Raw genomic sequence first — 19,872 nt, forward strand, 5'->3', positions numbered from 1 at the left:
GAGAACGTCAGGCGGCTACTTAGCAAGTAATGTTTGTAACTTCCGGACGAATCCCGGATCTGTAATTGCGATGACCGTGCGCGCTGACCCAATGGCCGTGCTCAACTGGTCTTTCGTAAAGTCTTCGTTTAATGGAACGTTATAACTCGTGGTCTTGTCGCGAAATTGCTTCTGGCTACTCTGACCCGCATCACTTGCGAGTAAGACCAATTTGGCTGAACCATCCCGCACTGCGGCCAAGACAAAGGTCTCGCCGGTGGTCAGCTTACCTGCCCGCCGAACCAAACCTAGGAGTTGTAAGGCACGTTCGGAATTAGTCATGATCGAATAATTCTCGTCGTGCTTGTTGGTGATCAACGTAGGCAATCAAATCGTCATAGAATTGGTCATCGATCTTAACGTCAAACACGTGGTCAAAAGTTCGTTCCGCCTTAGCCCGCTTTGCAACGGCAACATCTAAAGCGATGTAGGCCCCACGGCCGGATTGCTTTCCGGTCGGGTCAATGCTGACCTCTTGCTGTTGGTTGCGAACCACGCGAACCAACTGCTTCTTGGGTGCCATTTCTCCCGTTACAATATCTTTGCGTAACGGAACCTTACGTTGTTTCATAAGCCCCAAACCTCCTTGAGATGGGTATTATTCTGCCGTCGTGGAATCGTCGTCGCCAGCGTCCTCAGGGGCGTCTAACGGGGTTGCATCGTCGGCTGGTGTCACATCAGGTGCCACGTCTTCACTGTCAGCAACGGGGGCCGTTTGGTCCGGCGTTTCCTCGTCAGCGGGTGCGGCATCGGCAGTCGTGTCCTGGTCAGCTTCCATTATAGCAGACGCTTCGGATTCTGATTTAATATCAATCTTGTAACCTGTCAACTTAGCGGCTAACCGGGCATTTTGCCCCCGCTTACCGATTGCCAATGATAATTGGTAATCAGGAACGATAACTTCACAAGCCCGTTCGTTGTTGGGGTCAAAGATGACATCGAGCACTTCGGCGGGGTTCAAGGCGTTAGCGATGAACTTGGCTTCATCCTCGGTCCACTCAACGATATCCATGTTTTCGCCACCGAGTTCGTTAACGATCGTCTGAACCCGTTGCCCTCGAGGGCCAACACTGGTTCCGACGGGGTCGATGTCAGGGTTGTTCGAACGAACGGCAACCTTGGCTCTGTCCCCAGCTTCACGGGCAATCGCCATGATTTCAACGGTCCCGTCATAGATTTCAGGAACTTCTTCTTCGAACAGACGCTTCAATAAATCAGCGTGGGTCCGGCTAACGAAGACCTGTGGCCCCTTCGTAGCATTTTCCACGCGGGTCACGTAAACCTTGATACGGTCATGAATCCGGTAGGTTTCGTTAGGCATCTGGTCTTGACGACCCATGACAGCTTCCACCTTACCCAGACTCACGTAGACGAAACGAGAATCCTGCCGTTCAACTTCACCCGTTACGATTTCATTTTCGTATTGACTGTATTGATCGTAGATAATGTTCCGTTCTGCTTCACGGACCCGTTGCAAGATAACTTGCTTAGCGGTCTGTGCGGCGATCCGACCAAAGTTCTTTGGGGTCACTTCAAACTTGATGTCATCGCCTAATTCGTAACCCTTGTTGATGGCCAAGGCCTCATCCAAGCCGACTTCCAAACGGGAATCGTAGACCTGGTCCACAACCTTCTTCACGGCAAAGACATGAATGTTCCCCTTCTTCTGATCGAATTCGACTTCGACGTTTTGTGCTTGGTCATAGTTACGCTTGTAAGCAGACACTAAGGCTGCTTCTAAGGCGTCGATAACCACTGATTTTGCGATCTCTTTTTCCGTCTCGAGGACATCTAAGGCACCCAATAATTCTTTACTCATGTTGTGTTTCGCTCCTTAATTAAGTTAGAACTTGACAGCTAACCGGGCTTGGGCAATCGCATCACGTGGAATGGTTAACGTCTTGATGCGTCCCTTGAGGTTGACCTTAAGGTCTAGGGATTCTGCCTCTAATTTCTCCAAGGTTCCCTCGTAAACCTTGCTCTGACCAATCTTTTGATACAGGGAAACGTGGATGTAATCACCCACGGCCCGTTCAAAGTCGGCCGGCTTCTTCAATGGCCGCTCGGCACCCGGAGAGGATACTTCGAGAAAATAGGCCTGAGGAATGGGGTCTGGATCCAAACTATCTAACTTCTCGGATAGTTCATCACTGACCATCGCACATTCCTCGATATTAATGCCTCCGGGCTTATCAATGTAGACCCGTAGGTACCAGCTTTTACCTTCTTTGACAAACTCCACGTCAACTAATTCAAACTGATGTTGCGCCACAATTGGCTGGGCTAGGGCCGTCACGGTCTCGACGACAGTACTCAAAGAATTCCGCCTCCTACATTTTTTCCATTAAAAAGAGTGAGCATAAACTGCTCACTCATTTAATAACGAGTTTAACTACAACCACTACTTTACTACACATGCCGCGGGATTGCAACCGATCCGCCGGTGACTAGAACTCCGTTACCAGCAGGATCACAAATCCCACAATCGTGATAAATTCAAATACTAAGAGATTCAGTCGATTCAATGCCATTTCCTTCAAACTCAAGGCCTTAATGGCTGTCAACACGAACGCTATCAAGAAGTAACCCACCACGACCGTCAGAAACGGGACGGCCGTGACGCTAGCTACTAGTCCACACAGAATGTAACCCAAACCAATCAGACAATAACCTGCCAGAAAAATCCACCCATCTGGTAACCTCGTAAAGTGCCGGAGCATGGTGAACACCCGCTTTCGTTAAAGTGATTAAAGTTCTTCGTTCCTCACTTTCATTGTAACATACTTGGCGGTTGTTGTAAGCGTTGCCATGGTGACTAAACCGGTTATTGCTGGGTTGGGAAGGTCTACATCATATCATCGAACAGACTGAGTTGGTTCTCATCCGGCAAGCCCGTCAGGACACCATTTTCAGTCATAAAATCAATGATGGTCTTGGAAACTTTCCCACGCTTGGCTAAGTCTTCCTTGGAGATGAATGGTCGGTCATTACGGGCGGCCACGATCTGCTTAGCCACGTTCAATCCCAAGCCAGGCGCGGCTTGGAATGGTGCGATCAGCGTATCGCCATCGATAATCCAATCGGCGGCATCAGACTTCTCCAAGTCAATCATCTTGAAGTTATAGCCCCGTTCCAACATTTCGTTGGCAAGTTCCAAGACTGTCAGGAGGTTCTTGTCCTTGGTAGACGCGTCCATCCCCTGGTCATTGATGGCCTTCATCGCTGCCTTCACGGCCGTCTTGCCTTGTGACATGGCCACAACGTCGAAGTCATCGGCCCGCACGGAGAAGTAAGCGGCATAGTAAATGATTGGGAAGTAGACCTTGAAGTACGCCACCCGCAACGCCATCAAGACGTAAGCGGCCGCATGGGCCCGCGGGAACATGTACTTAATCTTCAGACAAGAATCAATGTACCAGTCGGGACAGTCGGTTTGCTTCATTTTCTCTTGCCATTCATCAGGAATCCCCCGACCCTTCCGCACGTGTTCCATGACTTGGAAGGAGGTTTCGGAATCCAACCCGAAGTTAATCAAGTCGGTCATGATGTTATCCCGACACCCGATAACGTTAGCGATGGTAGCCGTTCCGTTCTTGATAAGTTCTTCGGCATTGCCCAACCATACGTCGGTTCCGTGAGACAGTCCGGAAATTTGAAGTAATTGCGAGTAGTTCTTGGGATGCGTTTCTTCCAGCATTCCGCGGACGAACCGCGTCCCAAATTCTGGCACGCCCAACGTCCCGGTCTTAGACTGAATCTGTTCGGGCGTAACCCCCAACGAATCCGTTCCAGAGAACAAGGCCATGACGCCCGGATCATCCATCGGAATCGTCTGAGGATCAACCCCAGACAAATCCTGCAGAGTCCGGATCATCGTGGGATCATCGTGCCCCAGGATATCAATTTTTAAAATGTTATCGTGAATCGAATGGAAATCAAAGTGGGTCGTTTGCCAAGCCGCGTTCTGGTCATCGGCCGGGTACTGGATTGGCGTGAAGTCATAAATATCCATGTAGTCCGGCACAACGATAATCCCCGCGGGATGTTGCCCCGTATTTCGTTTAACCCCGGTAACCCCCTTAGCCAGGCGGTCAATCTCGGCCCCGCGTAAGGTCTGCTCGGTGTCTCGTTCGTAGGCCTTAACGTACCCGTAACCGGTCTTGTCGGCCACGGTGCCGATAGTTCCGGCTCGATAAACGTTCTTTTCCCCGAACAATACCTTCGTGTAGTTGTGGGCGATGGGTTGGTAGTCTCCGGAGAAGTTCAAATCGATATCAGGCACCTTATTCCCCTTGAAACCCAAGAAGGTTTCGAACGGAATGTTATGCCCGTCACCGATCATTAACGTCCCACACTTGGGACAATTCTTTTCCGGTAAATCATACCCTGAGCTGTACTCACCCTTGGTATAGAAGTGCGAATACTGGCAGTTCGGGCAACGATAGTGTGGCGGTAACGGATTCACTTCGGTAATTCCGGTGAACGTCGCCACAACACTGGATCCCACGGACCCCCGAGACCCAACCAAGTACCCGTCCTTATTGGACTTGGCTACCAGTCGTTGGGCAATCAGGTAAATCACGGAGAACCCATTTCCAATGATCGACTTTAATTCGCGGTCGACTCGGTGTTGCACCAATTCGGGTAGCGGATCACCATACCACGCATGCGCGGTATCCATGGTCCGTTGCCGAATTTCATCTTCGGCGCCTTCCATCCGTGGCGTGTAAAGCTTGTCCTTTAAGGGGTGAACTTCATCCACATCGTTCGCAATCTTCTGGGTGTTGGTGACCACGATTTCCTTAGCGGTCTCGGCCCCCAGATAGGCAAAGTCGTCCAACATCTCGTTGGTTGACATGAAATGAGCATCCGGTAATTCCTGCCGATTCAGCGGGTTCGCCCCACCTTGTGAGTGAATTAAAATTTTGCGATAGATGTAATCCTCGGGATCGAGGTAATGCACATCTCCCGTGGCCACCACGGGCTTGTTGAGGTCATGCCCCAACGTCACCATGTTCTTCACGATCTCTTCGAGGTTTGCCTCATCGGCAATCAAGCCCGAGTCAATCAATGGCTGATAAGCGGCCTTAGGTTGTACCTCAAGGTAATCGTAATACTTGGCCTTGGCGGCGGCTTCCACTTGTCCCTTTTGCATCATGGCCGTGAAAACCTCACCTGAGGAACAAGCCGAGCCAACGATGATCCCTTCGCGGTACTTATCTAATAGACTCCGTGGCACTCGCGGCACCCGATAGAAGTAATCCACATTGGAGGCCGACACGAGGCGGAACATATTCTTCAACCCAGCCTGAGTCTTCGCAATCAGAATGGCGTGGCTAGGACGCGCGTGCTTATAGGCATCGTTATCCGTCATGTGATCGTTCAATTGGTCGTGGTACTGGATGTCATACCGGTCCTCGGCATCCTTCAAGAAGAGATAATTCAGATGACCGGTTGACTCAGCATCGTAGACGGCCCGGTGATGGTGTTCCAGACTGACATGGAAACGCTTGGCCAATGTATTCAGCCGGTAACTCTTCAGCGTCGGATATAAGAAACGTGCCAACGTCAAGGTATCAATGATTGGATTAGGAATCTCAGGCATCCCGTGACGCTGATAACCAGTATTCATGAAGCCCACATCGAAGGTCACGTTATGCCCAACGATAACCGCGTCACCACAGAACTCCCGGAAGAGTTTGAAGACTTCTTCTTCGGACTTCGACCCAGCCACCATATCATCGGTGATACTGGTCAGATTCGTCGTCTGTTCCGACAATGGGAACCCTGGATCGATGAATTCTTCGAACTGTGCGATCACGTTCTTGTGTTCCATCTTGACCGCAGAGAGTTCGATCACCTTGTCATAAATAGCGGATAACCCCGTGGTTTCCACATCAAAGACGACATAGGTCGCCCCATCTAGTGGGACGTGCGCACTGTTATAACCGATCGGCACCCCATCGTCTACCAGGTTGGCTTCAACCCCATAGAGCATCTTAACGCCGGCTTTGGTTCCGGCATTAAAGGCCGCTGGGAAGCCTTGCACATCGGCATGGTCCGTGATGGCCATGGCGGGCATCCCCCACTGTTTGGCCCGACTCACGTAATCTCCGATGGGATTTGTGGCGTCCATCTGACTCATGGATGTATGCAAGTGGAGCTCCACACGCTTCTCATCGGCAGGCGCGGTATCTTGACGTGAGGCGTGTTTGACTTCATTGATGTCGTAGGCATTCAAGGCCAGGTCACGCATGTAGCTATCCTCTTGGACGCTCCCACGAACCTTAACCCAAGCCCCTTCATCGACACCGGCAAATTGCGCCTCATCTTCAGCACCACGGGAGAACTTCTTAACCACAATTGACGACGTGTAGTCCGTAATCTTCAAGGTCAGGAGTTGCCGTCCGGAACGGAGCTTACGAACTTCCTTGTCGAAGACGTAACCCTCGACGATGACGGACCGTTCCTCTTGGGTGATATCCACCATCCGAGTGATCGGTTGGTCGCCCTTGATGGCTTTCCCAATCTGAGTTGGCCCGCTGGCCGCCACGACGTCGCCTTGGCTCTGACGCTTCTGGTTGGCCTTTTCGATTGCGGCAGCGGCCTGTTGCGCCAACTGCGCATCGTTCTTCTGTTGCCGGGCCTTGAACTCTTCGATCTTAGCCTGCGACTTGGACTCGTCCACCTTCACCTGAATGTTAAATTTAGGGAAACCGGCTTGTCGGTAAGTGGCCTCCAGGGGGCCTAATGCCTGATTGCTGAGGAAGTTCTTTACCACCTCATTTTGGGCGTACAACAGCACACGGCCGTCGGGATCGAGTTGTGGGACCTGCGACTGGCAGAGTTCCTGAACCAGGCTCCCCGTTAGTTGACTGTTCTTGACAACCCATTCCCAATAATCTCCCAATAAGCGATTCGTGAGTTCCGGTTGGTCAACCAGAAAAGTTGCCTCAACAGTCGCAATGTCGCGAAAGGCCACCTGCAGATGATTCTGGAAGTCGGCAAATGCCGTGAATGGCAGTAACTGATCGAATTTGAGATAAAATTGCCACCGGCGGGACTGTTCGTGAACCGTCAGGCGGTCAATGCTAGCCGTGGCGAAATAAGGTTGCTCGGCTTCACCAGCCAAGTCCAATTGTTTTAATAATTTTTCGAATAATGCATGGCGATCTTCGTCCACAAGCGAACTCCTTTCATCCTGTCTAAAAAGGAGCCAGGACAATTGTCCCAGCCCCCTTGGATTCGGTCACAGGCGTCAGTTGGCGCCTGTCGTTTTAGTTATTAATCAATATCCTTGAAGAGAATTTCAACGGTGCTAGCGACTTCATCCTTGATGACCTCGACCGTTTCACCGGTCTTACGAATCTTGATCTCAACGATGCCTTCACCGGCTTTCTTCCCAATGGTAATTCGAACAGGAATTCCCATCAGATCGGAGTCCGCAAACTTCACCCCAGGACGTTCTTTACGATCATCGGTCAGAACCCGGTAACCCGCAGCGGTCAGCTGTTGGTCCAGTTCTTCGGTCAAGTCGGCTTGATCGGCCTTCTTTAAGTTAACCGGAATCAAGTGAATGTCAAATGGCGCAATGTTCCGGGGCCAAACCAGCCCATTTTCATCGGCTTGTTGTTCGGCAACAGCCGACAATAAACGGCTGACACCAATCCCGTAGGAGCCCATGACAACTGGCTTCTGCCGACCATTGGCATCCAGCACCGTAGCGCCTAATGAGTCGGAGTAGCGAGTACCCAACTTGAAGATGTGACCGATTTCGATCCCCTTGGTGAACTTCAAGACGCCCGCACCATCAGGTGACAGGTCACCCGGTTGAACCGACCGTAAGTCGGCGTAAGCATCCACCCGGAAGTCCCGGTCAACGTTGGCATTCACGTAGTGGTAGCCATCCTCATCGGCACCAACCACCACGTTAACCATGTCGCCCACGTATTGGTCGGCCAGGATCTTAACATCCTCACCGACACCCACGGGACCTAAGGAACCAAAGTTGGCCCCCAGGAATTGTTGGGCTTGTTCCGGCGTTGCCGCATCCAAGAAGTCCGCATGTAAGTAATTCTTCAGTTTAGTCTCATTGACCTCGTGATCCCCACGAACCAAGACCATCACTGGTTGTTCCTTGTCGGCAACGTATAACATACTCTTAACCAGGGTGTTCGATTGAACATCCAGTAACGTGGCAACCTCATCAATACTGTGAGCCCCTGGCGTCGCAATCTTCTTGAGTTCGGCCAACGGCGCATGAGACTTCTTACTGATGAAGAGGCTTCGTGCCATTTCAAGGTTAGCGGCATAGTCGGAAGAATCGGAGTAGACGATCGTGTCTTCCCCAACGGGCGCAATAGCGGAGAACTCCTTGGAGTCGCTCCCGCCCATAGCGCCACCATCCCCAACGATGGCCCGGTAGTTCAAGCCAATTCGGTTGAAGATGTTTTCGTAGGCCGTTTCCATTTGGTCATAGATGCGGTCGAGGTCTTCGTCGTCGATTGAGAAGGAATAGGCATCCTTCATGATAAATTCTCGTCCCCGCAAGAGGCCGTAACGTGGGCGATCCTCGTCACGATACTTGGGTTGAATCTGGTACATTACCAGTGGCAACTTCTTGTAGGACTTGATGGCGTCTCTGACCAGCATCGTGAAGGTTTCTTCATGCGTTGGGGCCAAGATAAAGTCACTGTCGTGGCGATTCTTGAACTTAAATAAGTTGGGACCGTATGTCTCGTACCGACCGGATTCTTGCCACAGTGAGGCTGGCAAGACGGCGGGCATCAACATTTCGACGGCATCGATCTTTTCCATTTCCTCACGGATAATCTTTTCAATGTTGGTTAAGACCCGGTAAGCCAATGGTAGGTAGGCGTACATCCCCGCCGTGACCTGCCGAATGTAGCCAGCCCGCAGCATCATCTGATGGCTCAGGGCTTCGGCGTCATTCGGCACCTCCTTTAAGGTTGGAATCAATAGTTTAGATTGTTTCATCGTCTTGTATTCCCTTCTCGTTACAACGTTAAATCTTTAGTGAATAAAGTAGCGCTCGATATCGTTCCAGGTAACTAGTAGCATCAGTAAGACCAGGAACGCGACCCCCACCAGCGTGATTCCCGCTTCGACATTTTCCGAAAGTGGTTTGCGCCGAATGGCTTCAATAAAGTTCAATAATATTTTACCACCATCGAGGGCCGGAATTGGCAGTAAATTGACAATTGCCAGGTTAATTGACAGAAAGGCCAGGAAATTCAGGATCCCGACCAGGCCAAATTTGGTGGCTTGAGAGGTCGTGGCAAAGATGGCCACGGGGCCTCCTAAGTCATTTAAGCTAAAGTGACCGGAGACCATGCTCCACAGCGCCCCAAACAGTGCCTTGGTCATCGACCAGGTCTGGGTAAATCCAGACGTTAGGATGGCCCCAATGTGCTTATCTTGGGCCTGGGTAATGCCAATCATGCCGACCGTCTTCCCATTGGACTTTTGGCCCGCTGGTGTCAGCATTAAGGTCTTCTTACTCTGACCACGCTGAATGGTCAAGGTAGTCTTCTTATTGGCCCGCGGCTGGATCGCCGTACTCAACGCCGTCCAGTCCTTGGTCGCCTTTCCATTGACCGTGAGAATCTTGTCATTAGTCTTCAGTCCCGCCTTCTTAGCGACGGAAACCGGGGAACTGGCCACTTGAACCTGGTTGGTTCCCATGGCGACCCCACCTTGAACAAAGGACATCAACATAAAGGTCACAATCGCCAGGAAAATGTTATTCATCGGCCCGGCAAAATTGGTCATTAACCGTCGACCCAGTGAGGCTGATTGAAACTGAACATCCTTCGGGGCAATCTGAAGCTCGGTTCCATCACTCTCGATAATCGTGGCTTCATGAGCGACGGGGTAACGCTTAACGGCGGATTCATCCCCGTTTTCGTACCCTTCAATCCACAGCTCATCCTCGAGATCGGTCGCGGTAACCTCTAAGGGAATCCCGTTAAAGAGACTCGATTTCTTGGAAGTATTAATCCGTTCAACCAGATCATCCTTGCCAAGGTAGAGACTCACTGGTGTCCCTGGTTGGAGTTCTTCTTCATCGTCCTCGGCACCGGCCATCCGAACGTAACCTCCGACTGGAAGTAACCGGACCGTGTACGTCGTGCCGTCCTTACCTCGATGATAGAAGAGTTTGGGACCCATTCCGATCGAGAACTCGCGGACCAGAATCCCACCGCGTTTGGCAAAGTAAAAGTGCCCGAATTCATGCACGATGACCAAAATCCCAAACACGATAATAAAGGTAATAATGGTTGTAATCACAGCTGTCGTCCCTTCTCCTGTTGGCTTCGCTTACTTTTTCTGCTGACTAGCATACCGTAAGCCCTGGTCGTGGTGCAAGTGACTTGCGGTCTTTAGATGAGTCCAAAGAGATGAATCACCGGCAGAACCAACAGTAAGCTATCAAACCGGTCGAGGATACCCCCATGTCCCGGCAGAATCTTGCCGGAATCCTTGACGCCGTAGTAACGCTTGAGAGCAGATTCCACGAGATCCCCGAATTGACCCACGATCGAGAAGACCAGGGTCAGAAGAATCATGATCCCCAGGCTGAAGTGGCCGGTTGGGAAGAAGTACCAGAAGACACTGCCGACAATCGTGGCTACCAGTGAGCCCCCGATGGAACCTTCCCAGGTCTTATTCGGACTGATATGTGGGGCGAGCTTGTGCTTCCCTATTTTTCGGCCAATCATGTAGGCACCAGAGTCCGTCGTCCAGACGATGAACAGCGCATACAGCAGGGCAACTAGGCTGACATCTCGTGCGGCGATAAAGAAGTGGAACCCAATCCCGATGTAAAGCATGCTCAAGGTGATTACCCCGGCATCGTCAAACGAGAACCGGTTACGAGATACCACCGTCCGCATCAATAATAGCAGGACAAATAAGTAAACGATGTACCATGGATCGAGAAAATGAGGCAGATCCTGCCACCAGCCCGTTGGGGCAATGACCGCTAGGATACCCAAACCAGAGATAAAGGCTTCGGGACTCACCAGAAGCTTTTTACGCATGATCAAGACTTCCGATAAGGCCACCAAACCCAGGACAAAACCGGCTAGGTCCACCCAGATGACCCCCTCAATGATGATGGGGATAAATATAATTAAGGCGACAACCGCCGTAATAACCCGTTGTTTCATTCTACATGCTCCTCATGTCGTTATTTTTGTTCCGTCGTTTCCAGACCGCCAAAGCGGCGGTGACGTTGCTGATAGGTATAAATTGCCGCTTCTAGGGCGGTCTGATCGAAGTCCGGCCAATGTTCTTGGACGAAGACAAACTCGCTGTAGGCCGCTTCCCATAGCATGAAATTAGAGAGTCGTTGTTCTCCGCTGGTCCGAATCATCAGATCGGGATCGGCCAAATCACCGAGGTCACCGGTCATGAGTTCGTGGTCCATCTGGGCCTCATCGATAGCTTCGGGAGCCAGATCGCCCGCCTGAACCCGTTGTGCCAGATGTTGGACCGCGGTAATAATTTCCGCGCGCCCCCCATAATTAAGGGCAAAGTTCAAGACCATCCCCGTACAGTCGGCGGTATCGGCAACGGCGTCTTGAACCGCCTTCTGTGTCGCCTTAGGCAACTGGTCGACATACCCCATCACCTTGACCCGAATATTATTCTTGATGAGATCGGGGACAAACGTGCTAAAGAAATCAACTGGCAATTTCATGAGATAGTTCACTTCCGTCGAGGGCCGTGACCAGTTCTCCGTTGAAAAGGCATACAACGTGAGGACCTTGACGCCCAAGTGACTGGCAGCCTTTGCCACCGTTTTAACGGTATTCATGCCTTGTTTATGGCCAGCGATCCGTGGTAAATGGCGCTGTTGCGCCCATCGACCGTTGCCATCCATGATAATGGCGATGTGGGCGGGAATGTTGGTTTCGTCCAATTGCCGTTCCGTGACTTCGCCCGTCGCCTGATCTTTATTTAAAAATGAAAACACAGTGCACCTCCATTAAGTCTTTACAACCTCTCATCATAACAAAAAAAGAGCCGGGAAACTATCCCAGCTCTCAAATTGAGCGAAAACTTTATGGTTTCTCGCCTATTCGATTAACCGCCAATCGCCACGTTTAGCATCGGCCAATGTCCCGAAGTAACTTAGGAGATTGTTGGCATCATCAGCACTAACCTGCCCCAGCAGGTTCAGACCTTCACCAGTTGGCATTGGGTCTGACAAATCGGTAATCTCGTTCCCATGTTCAATGGTTGCCTTAGAAAAGGCCACAATCCAGTCGTCACCAATCAGTTGGGTGACCACGAAAAACAGGTTGAAATCATCGCTGACAAAGGCGGGTTGGGCATAGACCCCATCTTGAATTTCTTCAAGTTCTGCGCCGTTGTAGTTCAAGATTGACACGTTTTCAGCATTTACCGCGTTGTTTAACCGAAAGACCATTTTCCCGAATTCCTTAGAACCGGGGGTGATTTCGATGTCGTCTTGGTTATTTTGATTCTCTTCTGCCATGATAAAACGCTCCTTCCCCAAAAGGGTTAGTCTAGTCTGTTAAGATTTCCTTTTCCTTGTCCGCTGAGATGGCGTCAATGCCCTTGATGGCCTTATCCGTCACCTTTTGAACTTGGTCTTCCATGTTGTGCAGGTCATCGTCGGTGTAGTCCCCGTTCTTGTGGCCCTTCTTGACGTCATCCATGGCGTCACGACGAACGTTACGAACGGCAACCTTACCTTGTTCGGCGGTGGCCTTCACTTGCTTAGCTAACTCCTTACGCCGTTCCTCAGTCAGTTGTGGAATCACTAACCGAAGCGCGGTCCCATCATTAGCCGGGGTGATCCCAACGTCAGATTCCAAGATCCCCTTCTCGACATTTTCGAGAGCGGACTTGTCGTATGGCGTTACCATCAAGATCCGTGGTTCTGGAATGGTAATGGACGCCACTTGGTTCAGTGGTGTATCCACACCGTAGTATTGCACCGTAACGCGGTTTAAAATGCTGGCATTGGCACGACCGGCCCGAATTGTTCCCAATTCACGCTTGAGTGCTTCCTCTGCCTTTTTCATACGATCCTGTGCATCTGTAATGATCTGATCTGCCATGTCTATTTACCCCTTACTGTAGTTCCGATGTTCTCTCCCTCAACCACCTTGCGAATGTTACCACTCTCATTGAGATTGAAGACGACAAACGGAATATCATTATCCATCGAAAGTGAACTAGCCGTCGTATCCATCACGTGCAGACCCTTGTTAATAATGTCCAATTGTGTTAATTGGTCAAACTTAACAGCATCCGGATCCTTCTTAGGATCAGCAGAGTAAATGCCATCGACCCCATTCTTAGCCATAAGGATGGCATCGGCATTAATTTCTGCTGCCCGTAATGCAGCCGTCGTGTCGGTTGAGAAGTACGGTGAACCCGTCCCCCCAGCGAAGATGACGACGCGTTCCTTTTCGAGATGATGAATTGCCTTACGCCGAATATACGGTTCAGCAATCTGCCGCATCTCAATAGAAGTTTGAACTCGGGTTGGCACCCCAATTGATTCCAAATTATCCTGGAGCGCTAAAGCGTTCATGATGGTCGCTAACATCCCGATGTAATCGGCTTGGGCCCGTTCCATCCCCATTTGTTCTCCGGAGACGCCACGCCACATGTTACCGCCACCTACCACAATAGCGATCTGAATGCCCAACTCATAGACACTCTTAACCTCTTCTGCTACGGTTTTAATTACCGGCGGATTAATGCCAAAGCCCTTGTCACCGGCTAAAGCCTCACCACTGAGCTTCAGCATAATCCGTTTATACTTTACGTCCGCCATTGTGTTTCCTCCTATTGTATTCTGACAATAATTCTATCATATTCCCGCCACTAGTGATAGTCACGGGTCAGTGATTTAACCGTTTTGCCGCATTAACTTAATAAAAAAGCGTAGTCCGCGAACGGAAACTACGCTTTCGGTCAAAAATTAACCGTTGATTTGGTCTTGGACTTCTTGAGCCAAGTCAGACTTAGGCTTTTCGATTCCTTCACCAACTTCGTAACGGACGAAGCTTACCAACTTGCCACCCTTGCTGGCAACGAATTGGCCAACAGTCTGGTCGCCATCCTTAACGAATGGTTGGTCAGCTAAACTGATTTCTGACAAGAATTTGTGGAGACGGCCTTCGACCATCTTTTCAACGATCTTTTCAGGCTTGCCTTCGTTCAAGGCTTCTTGCTTCAAGACTTCACGTTCGTGAGCCAAACGGTCGGCAGGAATGTCATCCTTGGAAACGAATTCTGGGTTGATAGCGGCAACGTGCATCGCCACATCCTTGGCAGTTGCTTCATCGGCACCGTCTAAAACAACGACAGCAGCGATTTGACCACCTTGGTGTAAGTAAGCACCGAATACTTGGCCATCAGTCTTGTTAACCACTGCGAAACGACGTAACTTAACGTTTTCACTCGTAACTTGAGTCGTCTTGATGATGGCTTCGTTTAACGTTTCGCCATCGTCAGCCTTCAAGGCTAAGGCAGCATCCATGTCAGCCGGTTGCTTCGTAGCAATCGTGTTGGCAACCTTGTCAACCAAGGCGTTGAACGTGTCGTTAGTTGCAACGAAGTCAGTTTCGGAGTTAACTTCGATGATAGCTGCGGTGTTGCCGCTAACCATCACGCGAGCTAAACCGTTGGCAGCAACGTTGCCACTCTTCTTCTTAGCCTTAGCGATACCCTTTTCCCGCAGGAAGTCGATCGCCTTGTCCATGTCGCCTTCAGAAGCAACGAGGGCCTTCTTAGCATCCATCATCCCAACTTGGGTTTTGTCACGTAATTCCTTAACTTGTGCTGCAGTGATTTTGCTTGCCATGTTTAATGGCCTCCTTTATCAATGTTAAGCTTTTAGTCGCAAAAAGACTGACTCAATCTCAGGCCATGAACGGTCCTAAACATTAAGCCAGCCTAAGGTGCTTTAAATCTAGTATTTGGAAAGTAGCGGTTGCCCGTTACCTTGCATTAAATTACTTGTTGTCGCCTTCAACGGCGTTAACGATGTCTTCCATCGAGTTGTCAGAAGGCTTGGCGCTCTTCTTGTCAGCTGATTTCTTACCTTCGAAAGTCTTTTCGTCAACTTGGTCTTCACCTTGACGACCTTCAACAATGGCATCAGCCATCTTAGAAGTGATCAGGCGAACGGCACGGATAGCGTCATCGTTAGATGGGATAACCACGTCAATTTCGTCTGGGTCAGTGTTCGTATCAACCATAGCAACGATCGGAATGTTCAACTTTTGGGCTTCGTGAACAGCGATTTGTTCCTTGCGAGGGTCAACGATGAACATAACGTCAGGGAGCTTAGGCATATCTTCGATACCGCCTAAGAAACGTTCCAACTTGTCTTGTGACTTCTTAAGTAAGGAAACTTCCTTCTTAGGAAGAACGTCAAAGGTACCGTCAGTAGCCATCTTCTTCAAATCTTTAAGACGCTTGATCCGAGTTTGGATGGTTTCCCAGTTGGTCAAAGTCCCACCTAACCAACGGTGGTTAACGTAGAATTGACCGGCACGGGTAGCTTCTTCTTCGATAGAATCTTGAGCTTGCTTCTTAGTCCCAACAAACAGAACAACGGCGCCCTTAGCAGCTTCGTCCTTCATGTAGTTGTAAGCAACGTCAATTAACTTCACCGTCTTTTGTAAGTCGATGATGTAGATACCGTTACGTTCCGTAAAGATGTATTGCTTCATCTTAGGGTTCCAACGACGGGTTTGGTGACCAAAGTGGACACCGGCTTCGAGCAGTTGTTTCATTGAAATAACAGCCATGATAAAATGCCTCCAAATAGTTTTTGATTTCCTCCCCCACGCTCTCACGGCCAAAGAACTCTTGCGAGCACCCCTTCAGCCATCACGCGAGGTGTGAATTGGCGCATAAGCACCGACAATCATTATACAAAACAACTGCCGTGAACACAAGGGAAATCGACAGCATTTTTGATAAAATTGGCATTTATTCCTGGTTATGGTACACTGCTTAGGCACTACTGAGGAGGAAACGAACATGATTAAAGCGGTCGTCTTCGATGTCGATGACACGCTCTATGATCAAAAGGCTCCCTTTGAGGCCGCCCTCGCGCCAATCCTAGGATTGCCGTCAGAGGTTGATCTGAATACAACGTTTCAAGCGTACCGCCAACAGAGTCGCCAGGCGTACGCCCATGTGATGAACGGGCACTGGTCCGAACAAGAGATGGCCGTCAAGCGGTTAAACACCGCCTTACTGGCTCAACACCTGCCCGCCGTCGATACCCAAAGTGCGTTGAACTTCGAAGAAGCTTACAGCACAGGGTTAGCTGATATTAAGCTCTTCCCCGGTCTGTCAATGGCCCTCGATAGTCTCAGCCAACAGTACCAGCTGGGTATCTTGACCAATGGTAACACCCAATTTCAATTGGCAAAAGTGATGCAACTTCAAATGCATCGGTGGATCGACCGCGAAGCTATTGTGACCTCAGAAGAAGTCGGCCTCGCTAAACCCGATCCGCAAATTTTCACTCTAATGAATCGGCGGCTGAACTTACGGGCTAGCGAAGTGGCCTACGTTGGTGACTGCTACAGTATGGATGTCAGGGCGGCCAAACAAGCCGGCTGGCAATCCTTCTGGTTCAACCACCGCGATTTAGAGGAACCGGATGGTCAATGGGTCCCCGATCAAACGGTCACTGACCCATTCGAGCTTCAGGACTTACTCCTGGCGCTCACGACAATTCCAGAAGCTTAAGCCTAAAAAAAGCGTCGCCAGTTGGCGACGCTTTTTTTAGGCTTCAATTTTGAATTAGAATGACACTTCATTCTCGGCATGGCCGGTCGCAATCAAGTCCCGATTGTTATTCAGGGCATATTGCACCATGTTCTTCACCGCGGTCCGCGTGTAGAACGCAATGTGGGGGCTAACCAGCACGTTGTCGCGTTCCATCAGATTCTTCAGCCGTTCATCTGGAATCGACGCAAAACTTCCAAAGTCGGTATTAAAGATCCCGACCTCGTCCTCATAAACGTCCAACGCAGCCCCGGCGACCTGACCACTGTCCAAGGCTCTGATCAGGGCATCCGTATCGATCAGAGACCCCCGTGCCGGGTTCAAGATCCAGACACCGGGTCTCATTTTAGCAAAGGCGGCATCATTTAACATCTTTTCGTTGTCCTTAGTGGCTGGCGCATGCAGTGAGATGACGTCGGCTTGCGCGTAAAGGTCATCGAGCGACTCGACGTAGATCCCCTGCTTCTCTAATTCTGGATTGTGGTAAACGTCATAGGCAATGACCTTAGCCCCGAATCCCTGGTAGATTTTCATGGCTGCTCGGCCAATTCGACCGGTTGCAATAATTCCCACCGTCATCGTGTTGAGTTCGTCGGCGATATCGGGGGCCCAACGGAGGTCACCCAAGGCCTGCTTCCGGTCAAAGGTTGGCGTCCGTCGTAGCAATTGCATGAGCCGGGTTACCGTAAATTCAGCGATAGCTGCGGGTGAATAAGCCGGCACATTGGTGACCTTAAACCCATTGCGTTTCACGGCGTCGGCATCAACGTTGTCGACCCCAACGTTACGTAACGAGAGATTTGTTACGCCATTTGCCGCCAACCGGTCCAAAATTGCCCCGGAGTAAGGCTTCTGTTGGTAAACAACGGCGCCATCATAACCCTTAGCCAGATCGGCCGTCTGCTCATCCAATAATTCTCGAACGACACGGACCTCAATCCCTTGGTCCTGTGCCCATTCTTCTAAGTAAGGCCGTTCATCTTCTCGAATACCATAAGCAATAATCTTCACGGTCAGTTCCTCCTTCACAAATCCTAAAATAATCTGCTGATGTGTCTAAAGTGTACCATAGACTAAGTCATTCATTGGTCAAATTGCCCAGTTGAGTTACCCACTTACCTACGCCACGACCACAGTCGCCGTGACCCTAGTCAACCGTGACCCCCTGGTCGGCTAGAAAAGCTAGTTTCTTTTGCCGCGATTGATGCTTAAATGCCCACTCAGCATGCAGCGCATCGTGCTTATTGTCGAAGGCCTGACTAAATAATACCTTAATGGGTCGGTGTAGCCGGGTGTATTTGGCCCCCTTGCCGGCACGATGCGTCGCAAACCGTTCACCCACATCTGTGGTGAATCCCCCGTAGAGGGATTGATCGTCACATAACAACACGTAAAAATAGTAGATTTTATGAGTGGCCATAGAGCAACGCCTGCACTTCCGCCGTATATTTTCCGGCCTGATCGTACACCATCAATGGGGCCAGGAACCGTAATCCACCGGGCTTTCCGTCCTTAATTGCCTCGACCAAAACCATGTTGGCTTCCTTCCCCGGCTTCGGATGGACTAAGCGAATTCGCTTAGGCGCTAACCGATTAGCCGCCATCAGCTCTAACAACTGCAACAACCGATCCGGCCGATGCACGAAGTAGGCCTTGCCACCCATCTTCAAAAGGCCACTGGTGGTTGCGACCACCGTTGCCAGATCCGTGGTAATCTCGTGTCGGGCAATTGCCAGGTATTCATTCGGGTTCTTCTGACTGTCTGGCAGGTCAGCAAAATAGGGCGGATTACACGTCACCACATCCACCGAATCCTTGGGAATCCAAGTCGTCACATTAGCCAGATCACCTTCATAGACCGTCATGCGATCGTCGAGGTGGTTGAGGGTCACACTCCGCCGTGCCATATCGGCCAGTCGCGGCTGAATCTCAACCTCAGCAATCTTTCCCCGCGTCTTGCTACTCATGAAGAGACCGACCGCCCCATTGCCGGCACAGAGGTCCACCGTTTGACTCGTCGCCTTGGCCAGTGGCTTGGCAAAGTCCGCCAACAACACGGCATCTAAGGAGAAGGCAAAGACCTCGGGGCTCTGGATGATCTGAATATCTTGGCTATAAAGTTGGTCGATCCGTTCCCCCGATTTTAAATTAGTTACTGTCATTTCCTGTTCGTCACCCTTTGTTTTTTATTATGATCGCTTGCAACCTCGTGACTTTTTTTGCATACTAGATTCATTAGTAACATTGAGAGAGGAGTGCGACCCATGTTCTATTCGTTCTTACGCGTGGTTATCCGCATAATTTTATTTATTGTTAATGGCAAGGCAACCTATTTGAATCGTGATCGTTTGCCTGAAAGTCCCTACATTCTGGTGGGCCCCCATCGAACCTGGTTCGACCCCCTGTACTTCGCCTTAGCAGCGAGTCCGCGGAAGTTTAGCTTTATGGCTAAGGAAGAACTCTTCCAGAATTCCATTTTCCGATGGTTGCTCCACCATGTCAATGGTTTTCCAGTGAATCGGGACAATCCCGGTCCTTCCGCCATCAAGACGCCGGTCCGCATGCTCCGGCGTGGCGACCTGTCATTGATCATGTTCCCTTCTGGCTCGCGCCACTCGTCTGAATTAAAGGGTGGGGCCGCTCTGATCGCAAAGATGGCTAAGGTACCCTTGGTGCCCGCCGTTTATCAAGGCCCTCTGACCTTCAAGCGACTCTTTTCGCGCAAACGCGTCACCGTCGCCTTCGGTGAACCCATCACCATCGACCGCCATCTCAAGCTCGATGAAGACGGCCAAGCAACGATTGAACAGCAGATGCAAGCGGCCTTCGACGCGCTGGACCAACAAATTGATCCCAATTTCCACTACGTTGATGTTACCGCGGAACATGCCGAAAAGAAATAGGCTAAAACAGCGCGTGACAAAAGGCGGTTAGCTGGTGCTATAGTCCCCTTGAGGTTGACAGATGAAAAAGTATAATTCATCTGTTAACTTTGAGGGGATTTTATTATGCCTA

General features: G+C 50.5%; 20 protein-coding genes. 2 read left to right on the forward strand and 18 right to left on the reverse strand.

Annotated elements, in window-relative coordinates; all coding sequences use genetic code 11:
- Nucleotides 1-15: 15 nt before the first annotated feature.
- The 15 genes from EKM70_RS08515 to rpsB form a co-directional block, all read right to left on the reverse strand.
- Nucleotides 16-321: a L7Ae/L30e/S12e/Gadd45 family ribosomal protein gene (locus EKM70_RS08515; RefSeq protein WP_125547016.1), complete on the reverse strand. Its 306-nt coding sequence runs from the start codon at nucleotides 319-321 to the stop codon at nucleotides 16-18.
- Nucleotides 314-610, reverse strand: a complete 297-nt coding sequence (rnpM, locus tag EKM70_RS08520) for an RNase P modulator RnpM (protein ID WP_057877583.1) — start codon at nucleotides 608-610, stop codon at nucleotides 314-316. The genes EKM70_RS08515 and rnpM overlap by 8 nt, the downstream gene beginning before the upstream one ends.
- 27 nt (nucleotides 611-637) lie before the next feature.
- Nucleotides 638-1,858 (reverse strand): transcription termination factor NusA, encoded by a 1,221-nt coding sequence (nusA, locus tag EKM70_RS08525; RefSeq protein WP_125547018.1) that lies wholly within the window; start codon nucleotides 1,856-1,858, stop codon nucleotides 638-640.
- A 24-nt stretch (nucleotides 1,859-1,882) separates the two neighbouring features.
- Nucleotides 1,883-2,356, reverse strand: coding sequence for a ribosome maturation factor RimP (rimP, locus tag EKM70_RS08530; RefSeq protein ID WP_125547020.1), 474 nt, complete (start codon nucleotides 2,354-2,356; stop codon nucleotides 1,883-1,885).
- Between the two features lie 130 nt (nucleotides 2,357-2,486).
- On the reverse strand, nucleotides 2,487-2,759 hold the full coding sequence (locus EKM70_RS08535; protein ID WP_125547022.1) for a hypothetical protein: 273 nt from the start codon (nucleotides 2,757-2,759) through the stop codon (nucleotides 2,487-2,489).
- A gap of 125 nt (nucleotides 2,760-2,884) precedes the next feature.
- Nucleotides 2,885-7,222 (reverse strand): PolC-type DNA polymerase III, encoded by a 4,338-nt coding sequence (locus tag EKM70_RS08540; protein ID WP_125547024.1) that lies wholly within the window; start codon nucleotides 7,220-7,222, stop codon nucleotides 2,885-2,887.
- Nucleotides 7,223-7,323: 101 nt separating this feature from the next.
- Complete coding sequence (locus EKM70_RS08545; protein WP_125547026.1) at nucleotides 7,324-9,036, reverse strand: proline--tRNA ligase; 1,713 nt, start codon at nucleotides 9,034-9,036, stop codon at nucleotides 7,324-7,326.
- Between the two features lie 36 nt (nucleotides 9,037-9,072).
- Nucleotides 9,073-10,350 carry an RIP metalloprotease RseP gene (rseP, locus tag EKM70_RS08550; RefSeq protein ID WP_125547028.1) on the reverse strand — a complete coding sequence of 426 codons (1,278 nt, stop codon included), beginning with the start codon at nucleotides 10,348-10,350 and terminating at the stop codon, nucleotides 9,073-9,075.
- Nucleotides 10,351-10,442: 92 nt separating this feature from the next.
- A complete protein-coding gene (locus tag EKM70_RS08555) occupies nucleotides 10,443-11,231 on the reverse strand; it encodes a phosphatidate cytidylyltransferase (RefSeq protein ID WP_125547030.1) in 789 nt (262 codons plus the stop codon).
- A 20-nt stretch (nucleotides 11,232-11,251) separates the two neighbouring features.
- Complete coding sequence (locus EKM70_RS08560) at nucleotides 11,252-12,040, reverse strand: isoprenyl transferase (protein WP_125547032.1); 789 nt, start codon at nucleotides 12,038-12,040, stop codon at nucleotides 11,252-11,254.
- Nucleotides 12,041-12,142: 102 nt separating this feature from the next.
- Nucleotides 12,143-12,565, reverse strand: coding sequence for a hypothetical protein (locus EKM70_RS08565; protein WP_125547034.1), 423 nt, complete (start codon nucleotides 12,563-12,565; stop codon nucleotides 12,143-12,145).
- Nucleotides 12,566-12,596: 31 nt separating this feature from the next.
- Nucleotides 12,597-13,154 (reverse strand): ribosome recycling factor, encoded by a 558-nt coding sequence (frr, locus tag EKM70_RS08570; RefSeq protein ID WP_125547035.1) that lies wholly within the window; start codon nucleotides 13,152-13,154, stop codon nucleotides 12,597-12,599.
- A gap of 2 nt (nucleotides 13,155-13,156) precedes the next feature.
- Nucleotides 13,157-13,879 carry a UMP kinase gene (gene pyrH, locus EKM70_RS08575; protein ID WP_125547037.1) on the reverse strand — a complete coding sequence of 241 codons (723 nt, stop codon included), beginning with the start codon at nucleotides 13,877-13,879 and terminating at the stop codon, nucleotides 13,157-13,159.
- A gap of 147 nt (nucleotides 13,880-14,026) precedes the next feature.
- Nucleotides 14,027-14,911: a translation elongation factor Ts gene (tsf, locus tag EKM70_RS08580; protein WP_125547039.1), complete on the reverse strand. Its 885-nt coding sequence runs from the start codon at nucleotides 14,909-14,911 to the stop codon at nucleotides 14,027-14,029.
- Nucleotides 14,912-15,062: 151 nt separating this feature from the next.
- Nucleotides 15,063-15,863 (reverse strand): 30S ribosomal protein S2, encoded by an 801-nt coding sequence (gene rpsB / locus EKM70_RS08585; RefSeq protein WP_125547041.1) that lies wholly within the window; start codon nucleotides 15,861-15,863, stop codon nucleotides 15,063-15,065.
- A 235-nt stretch (nucleotides 15,864-16,098) separates the two neighbouring features.
- On the opposite strand from rpsB, the gene EKM70_RS08590 reads away from it, so the two are divergent.
- Nucleotides 16,099-16,818, forward strand: coding sequence for an HAD family hydrolase (locus EKM70_RS08590; protein WP_125547043.1), 720 nt, complete (start codon nucleotides 16,099-16,101; stop codon nucleotides 16,816-16,818).
- Nucleotides 16,819-16,872: 54 nt separating this feature from the next.
- Here the strand turns inward: EKM70_RS08590 and EKM70_RS08595 are convergent, their stop codons facing one another.
- The 3 genes from EKM70_RS08595 to EKM70_RS08605 all read right to left on the reverse strand — a co-directional run bounded on the left by EKM70_RS08595 (nucleotide 16,873) and on the right by EKM70_RS08605 (nucleotide 19,019).
- Nucleotides 16,873-17,868 (reverse strand): D-2-hydroxyacid dehydrogenase, encoded by a 996-nt coding sequence (locus tag EKM70_RS08595; protein ID WP_125547045.1) that lies wholly within the window; start codon nucleotides 17,866-17,868, stop codon nucleotides 16,873-16,875.
- Nucleotides 17,869-18,004: 136 nt separating this feature from the next.
- Nucleotides 18,005-18,277: a GIY-YIG nuclease family protein gene (locus EKM70_RS08600; protein ID WP_125547047.1), complete on the reverse strand. Its 273-nt coding sequence runs from the start codon at nucleotides 18,275-18,277 to the stop codon at nucleotides 18,005-18,007.
- The gene (locus tag EKM70_RS08605; RefSeq protein ID WP_125547049.1) at nucleotides 18,264-19,019 is read right to left on the reverse strand and encodes a tRNA1(Val) (adenine(37)-N6)-methyltransferase; all 756 of its coding nucleotides are present in this window, start codon (nucleotides 19,017-19,019) and stop codon (nucleotides 18,264-18,266) included. The genes EKM70_RS08600 and EKM70_RS08605 overlap by 14 nt, the downstream gene beginning before the upstream one ends.
- Before the next feature lie 102 nt (nucleotides 19,020-19,121).
- Here EKM70_RS08605 and EKM70_RS08610 point away from each other — a divergent pair, with 102 nt between their 5' ends.
- Nucleotides 19,122-19,760 carry a lysophospholipid acyltransferase family protein gene (locus EKM70_RS08610; RefSeq protein WP_125547051.1) on the forward strand — a complete coding sequence of 213 codons (639 nt, stop codon included), beginning with the start codon at nucleotides 19,122-19,124 and terminating at the stop codon, nucleotides 19,758-19,760.
- Nucleotides 19,761-19,872: the final 112 nt, after the last annotated feature.

It is taken from the genome of Levilactobacillus lindianensis (assembly GCF_003946095.1).
GTDB lineage: Bacteria > Bacillota > Bacilli > Lactobacillales > Lactobacillaceae > Levilactobacillus > Levilactobacillus lindianensis.

Excerpts from the sequence above, each read along its gene's own strand:
- rnpM (WP_057877583.1), bottom strand. The coding sequence starts at position 610 with ATGAAACAACGTAAGGTTCCGTTACGCAAAGATATTGTAACGGGAGAA.
- EKM70_RS08605 (WP_125547049.1), bottom strand. The coding sequence starts at position 19,019 with ATGACAGTAACTAATTTAAAATCGGGGGAACGGATCGACCAACTTTAT.
- nusA (WP_125547018.1), bottom strand. The coding sequence starts at position 1,858 with ATGAGTAAAGAATTATTGGGTGCCTTAGATGTCCTCGAGACGGAAAAA.
- EKM70_RS08610 (WP_125547051.1), top strand. The coding sequence starts at position 19,122 with ATGTTCTATTCGTTCTTACGCGTGGTTATCCGCATAATTTTATTTATT.
- frr (WP_125547035.1), bottom strand. The coding sequence starts at position 13,154 with ATGGCAGATCAGATCATTACAGATGCACAGGATCGTATGAAAAAGGCA.
- EKM70_RS08535 (WP_125547022.1), bottom strand. The coding sequence starts at position 2,759 with ATGCTCCGGCACTTTACGAGGTTACCAGATGGGTGGATTTTTCTGGCA.
- EKM70_RS08590 (WP_125547043.1), top strand. The coding sequence starts at position 16,099 with ATGATTAAAGCGGTCGTCTTCGATGTCGATGACACGCTCTATGATCAA.
- tsf (WP_125547039.1), bottom strand. The coding sequence starts at position 14,911 with ATGGCAAGCAAAATCACTGCAGCACAAGTTAAGGAATTACGTGACAAA.
- rpsB (WP_125547041.1), bottom strand. The coding sequence starts at position 15,863 with ATGGCTGTTATTTCAATGAAACAACTGCTCGAAGCCGGTGTCCACTTT.
- EKM70_RS08555 (WP_125547030.1), bottom strand. The coding sequence starts at position 11,231 with ATGAAACAACGGGTTATTACGGCGGTTGTCGCCTTAATTATATTTATC.
- pyrH (WP_125547037.1), bottom strand. The coding sequence starts at position 13,879 with ATGGCGGACGTAAAGTATAAACGGATTATGCTGAAGCTCAGTGGTGAG.
- EKM70_RS08515 (WP_125547016.1), bottom strand. The coding sequence starts at position 321 with ATGACTAATTCCGAACGTGCCTTACAACTCCTAGGTTTGGTTCGGCGG.
- EKM70_RS08565 (WP_125547034.1), bottom strand. The coding sequence starts at position 12,565 with ATGGCAGAAGAGAATCAAAATAACCAAGACGACATCGAAATCACCCCC.
- EKM70_RS08600 (WP_125547047.1), bottom strand. The coding sequence starts at position 18,277 with ATGGCCACTCATAAAATCTACTATTTTTACGTGTTGTTATGTGACGAT.
- EKM70_RS08545 (WP_125547026.1), bottom strand. The coding sequence starts at position 9,036 with ATGAAACAATCTAAACTATTGATTCCAACCTTAAAGGAGGTGCCGAAT.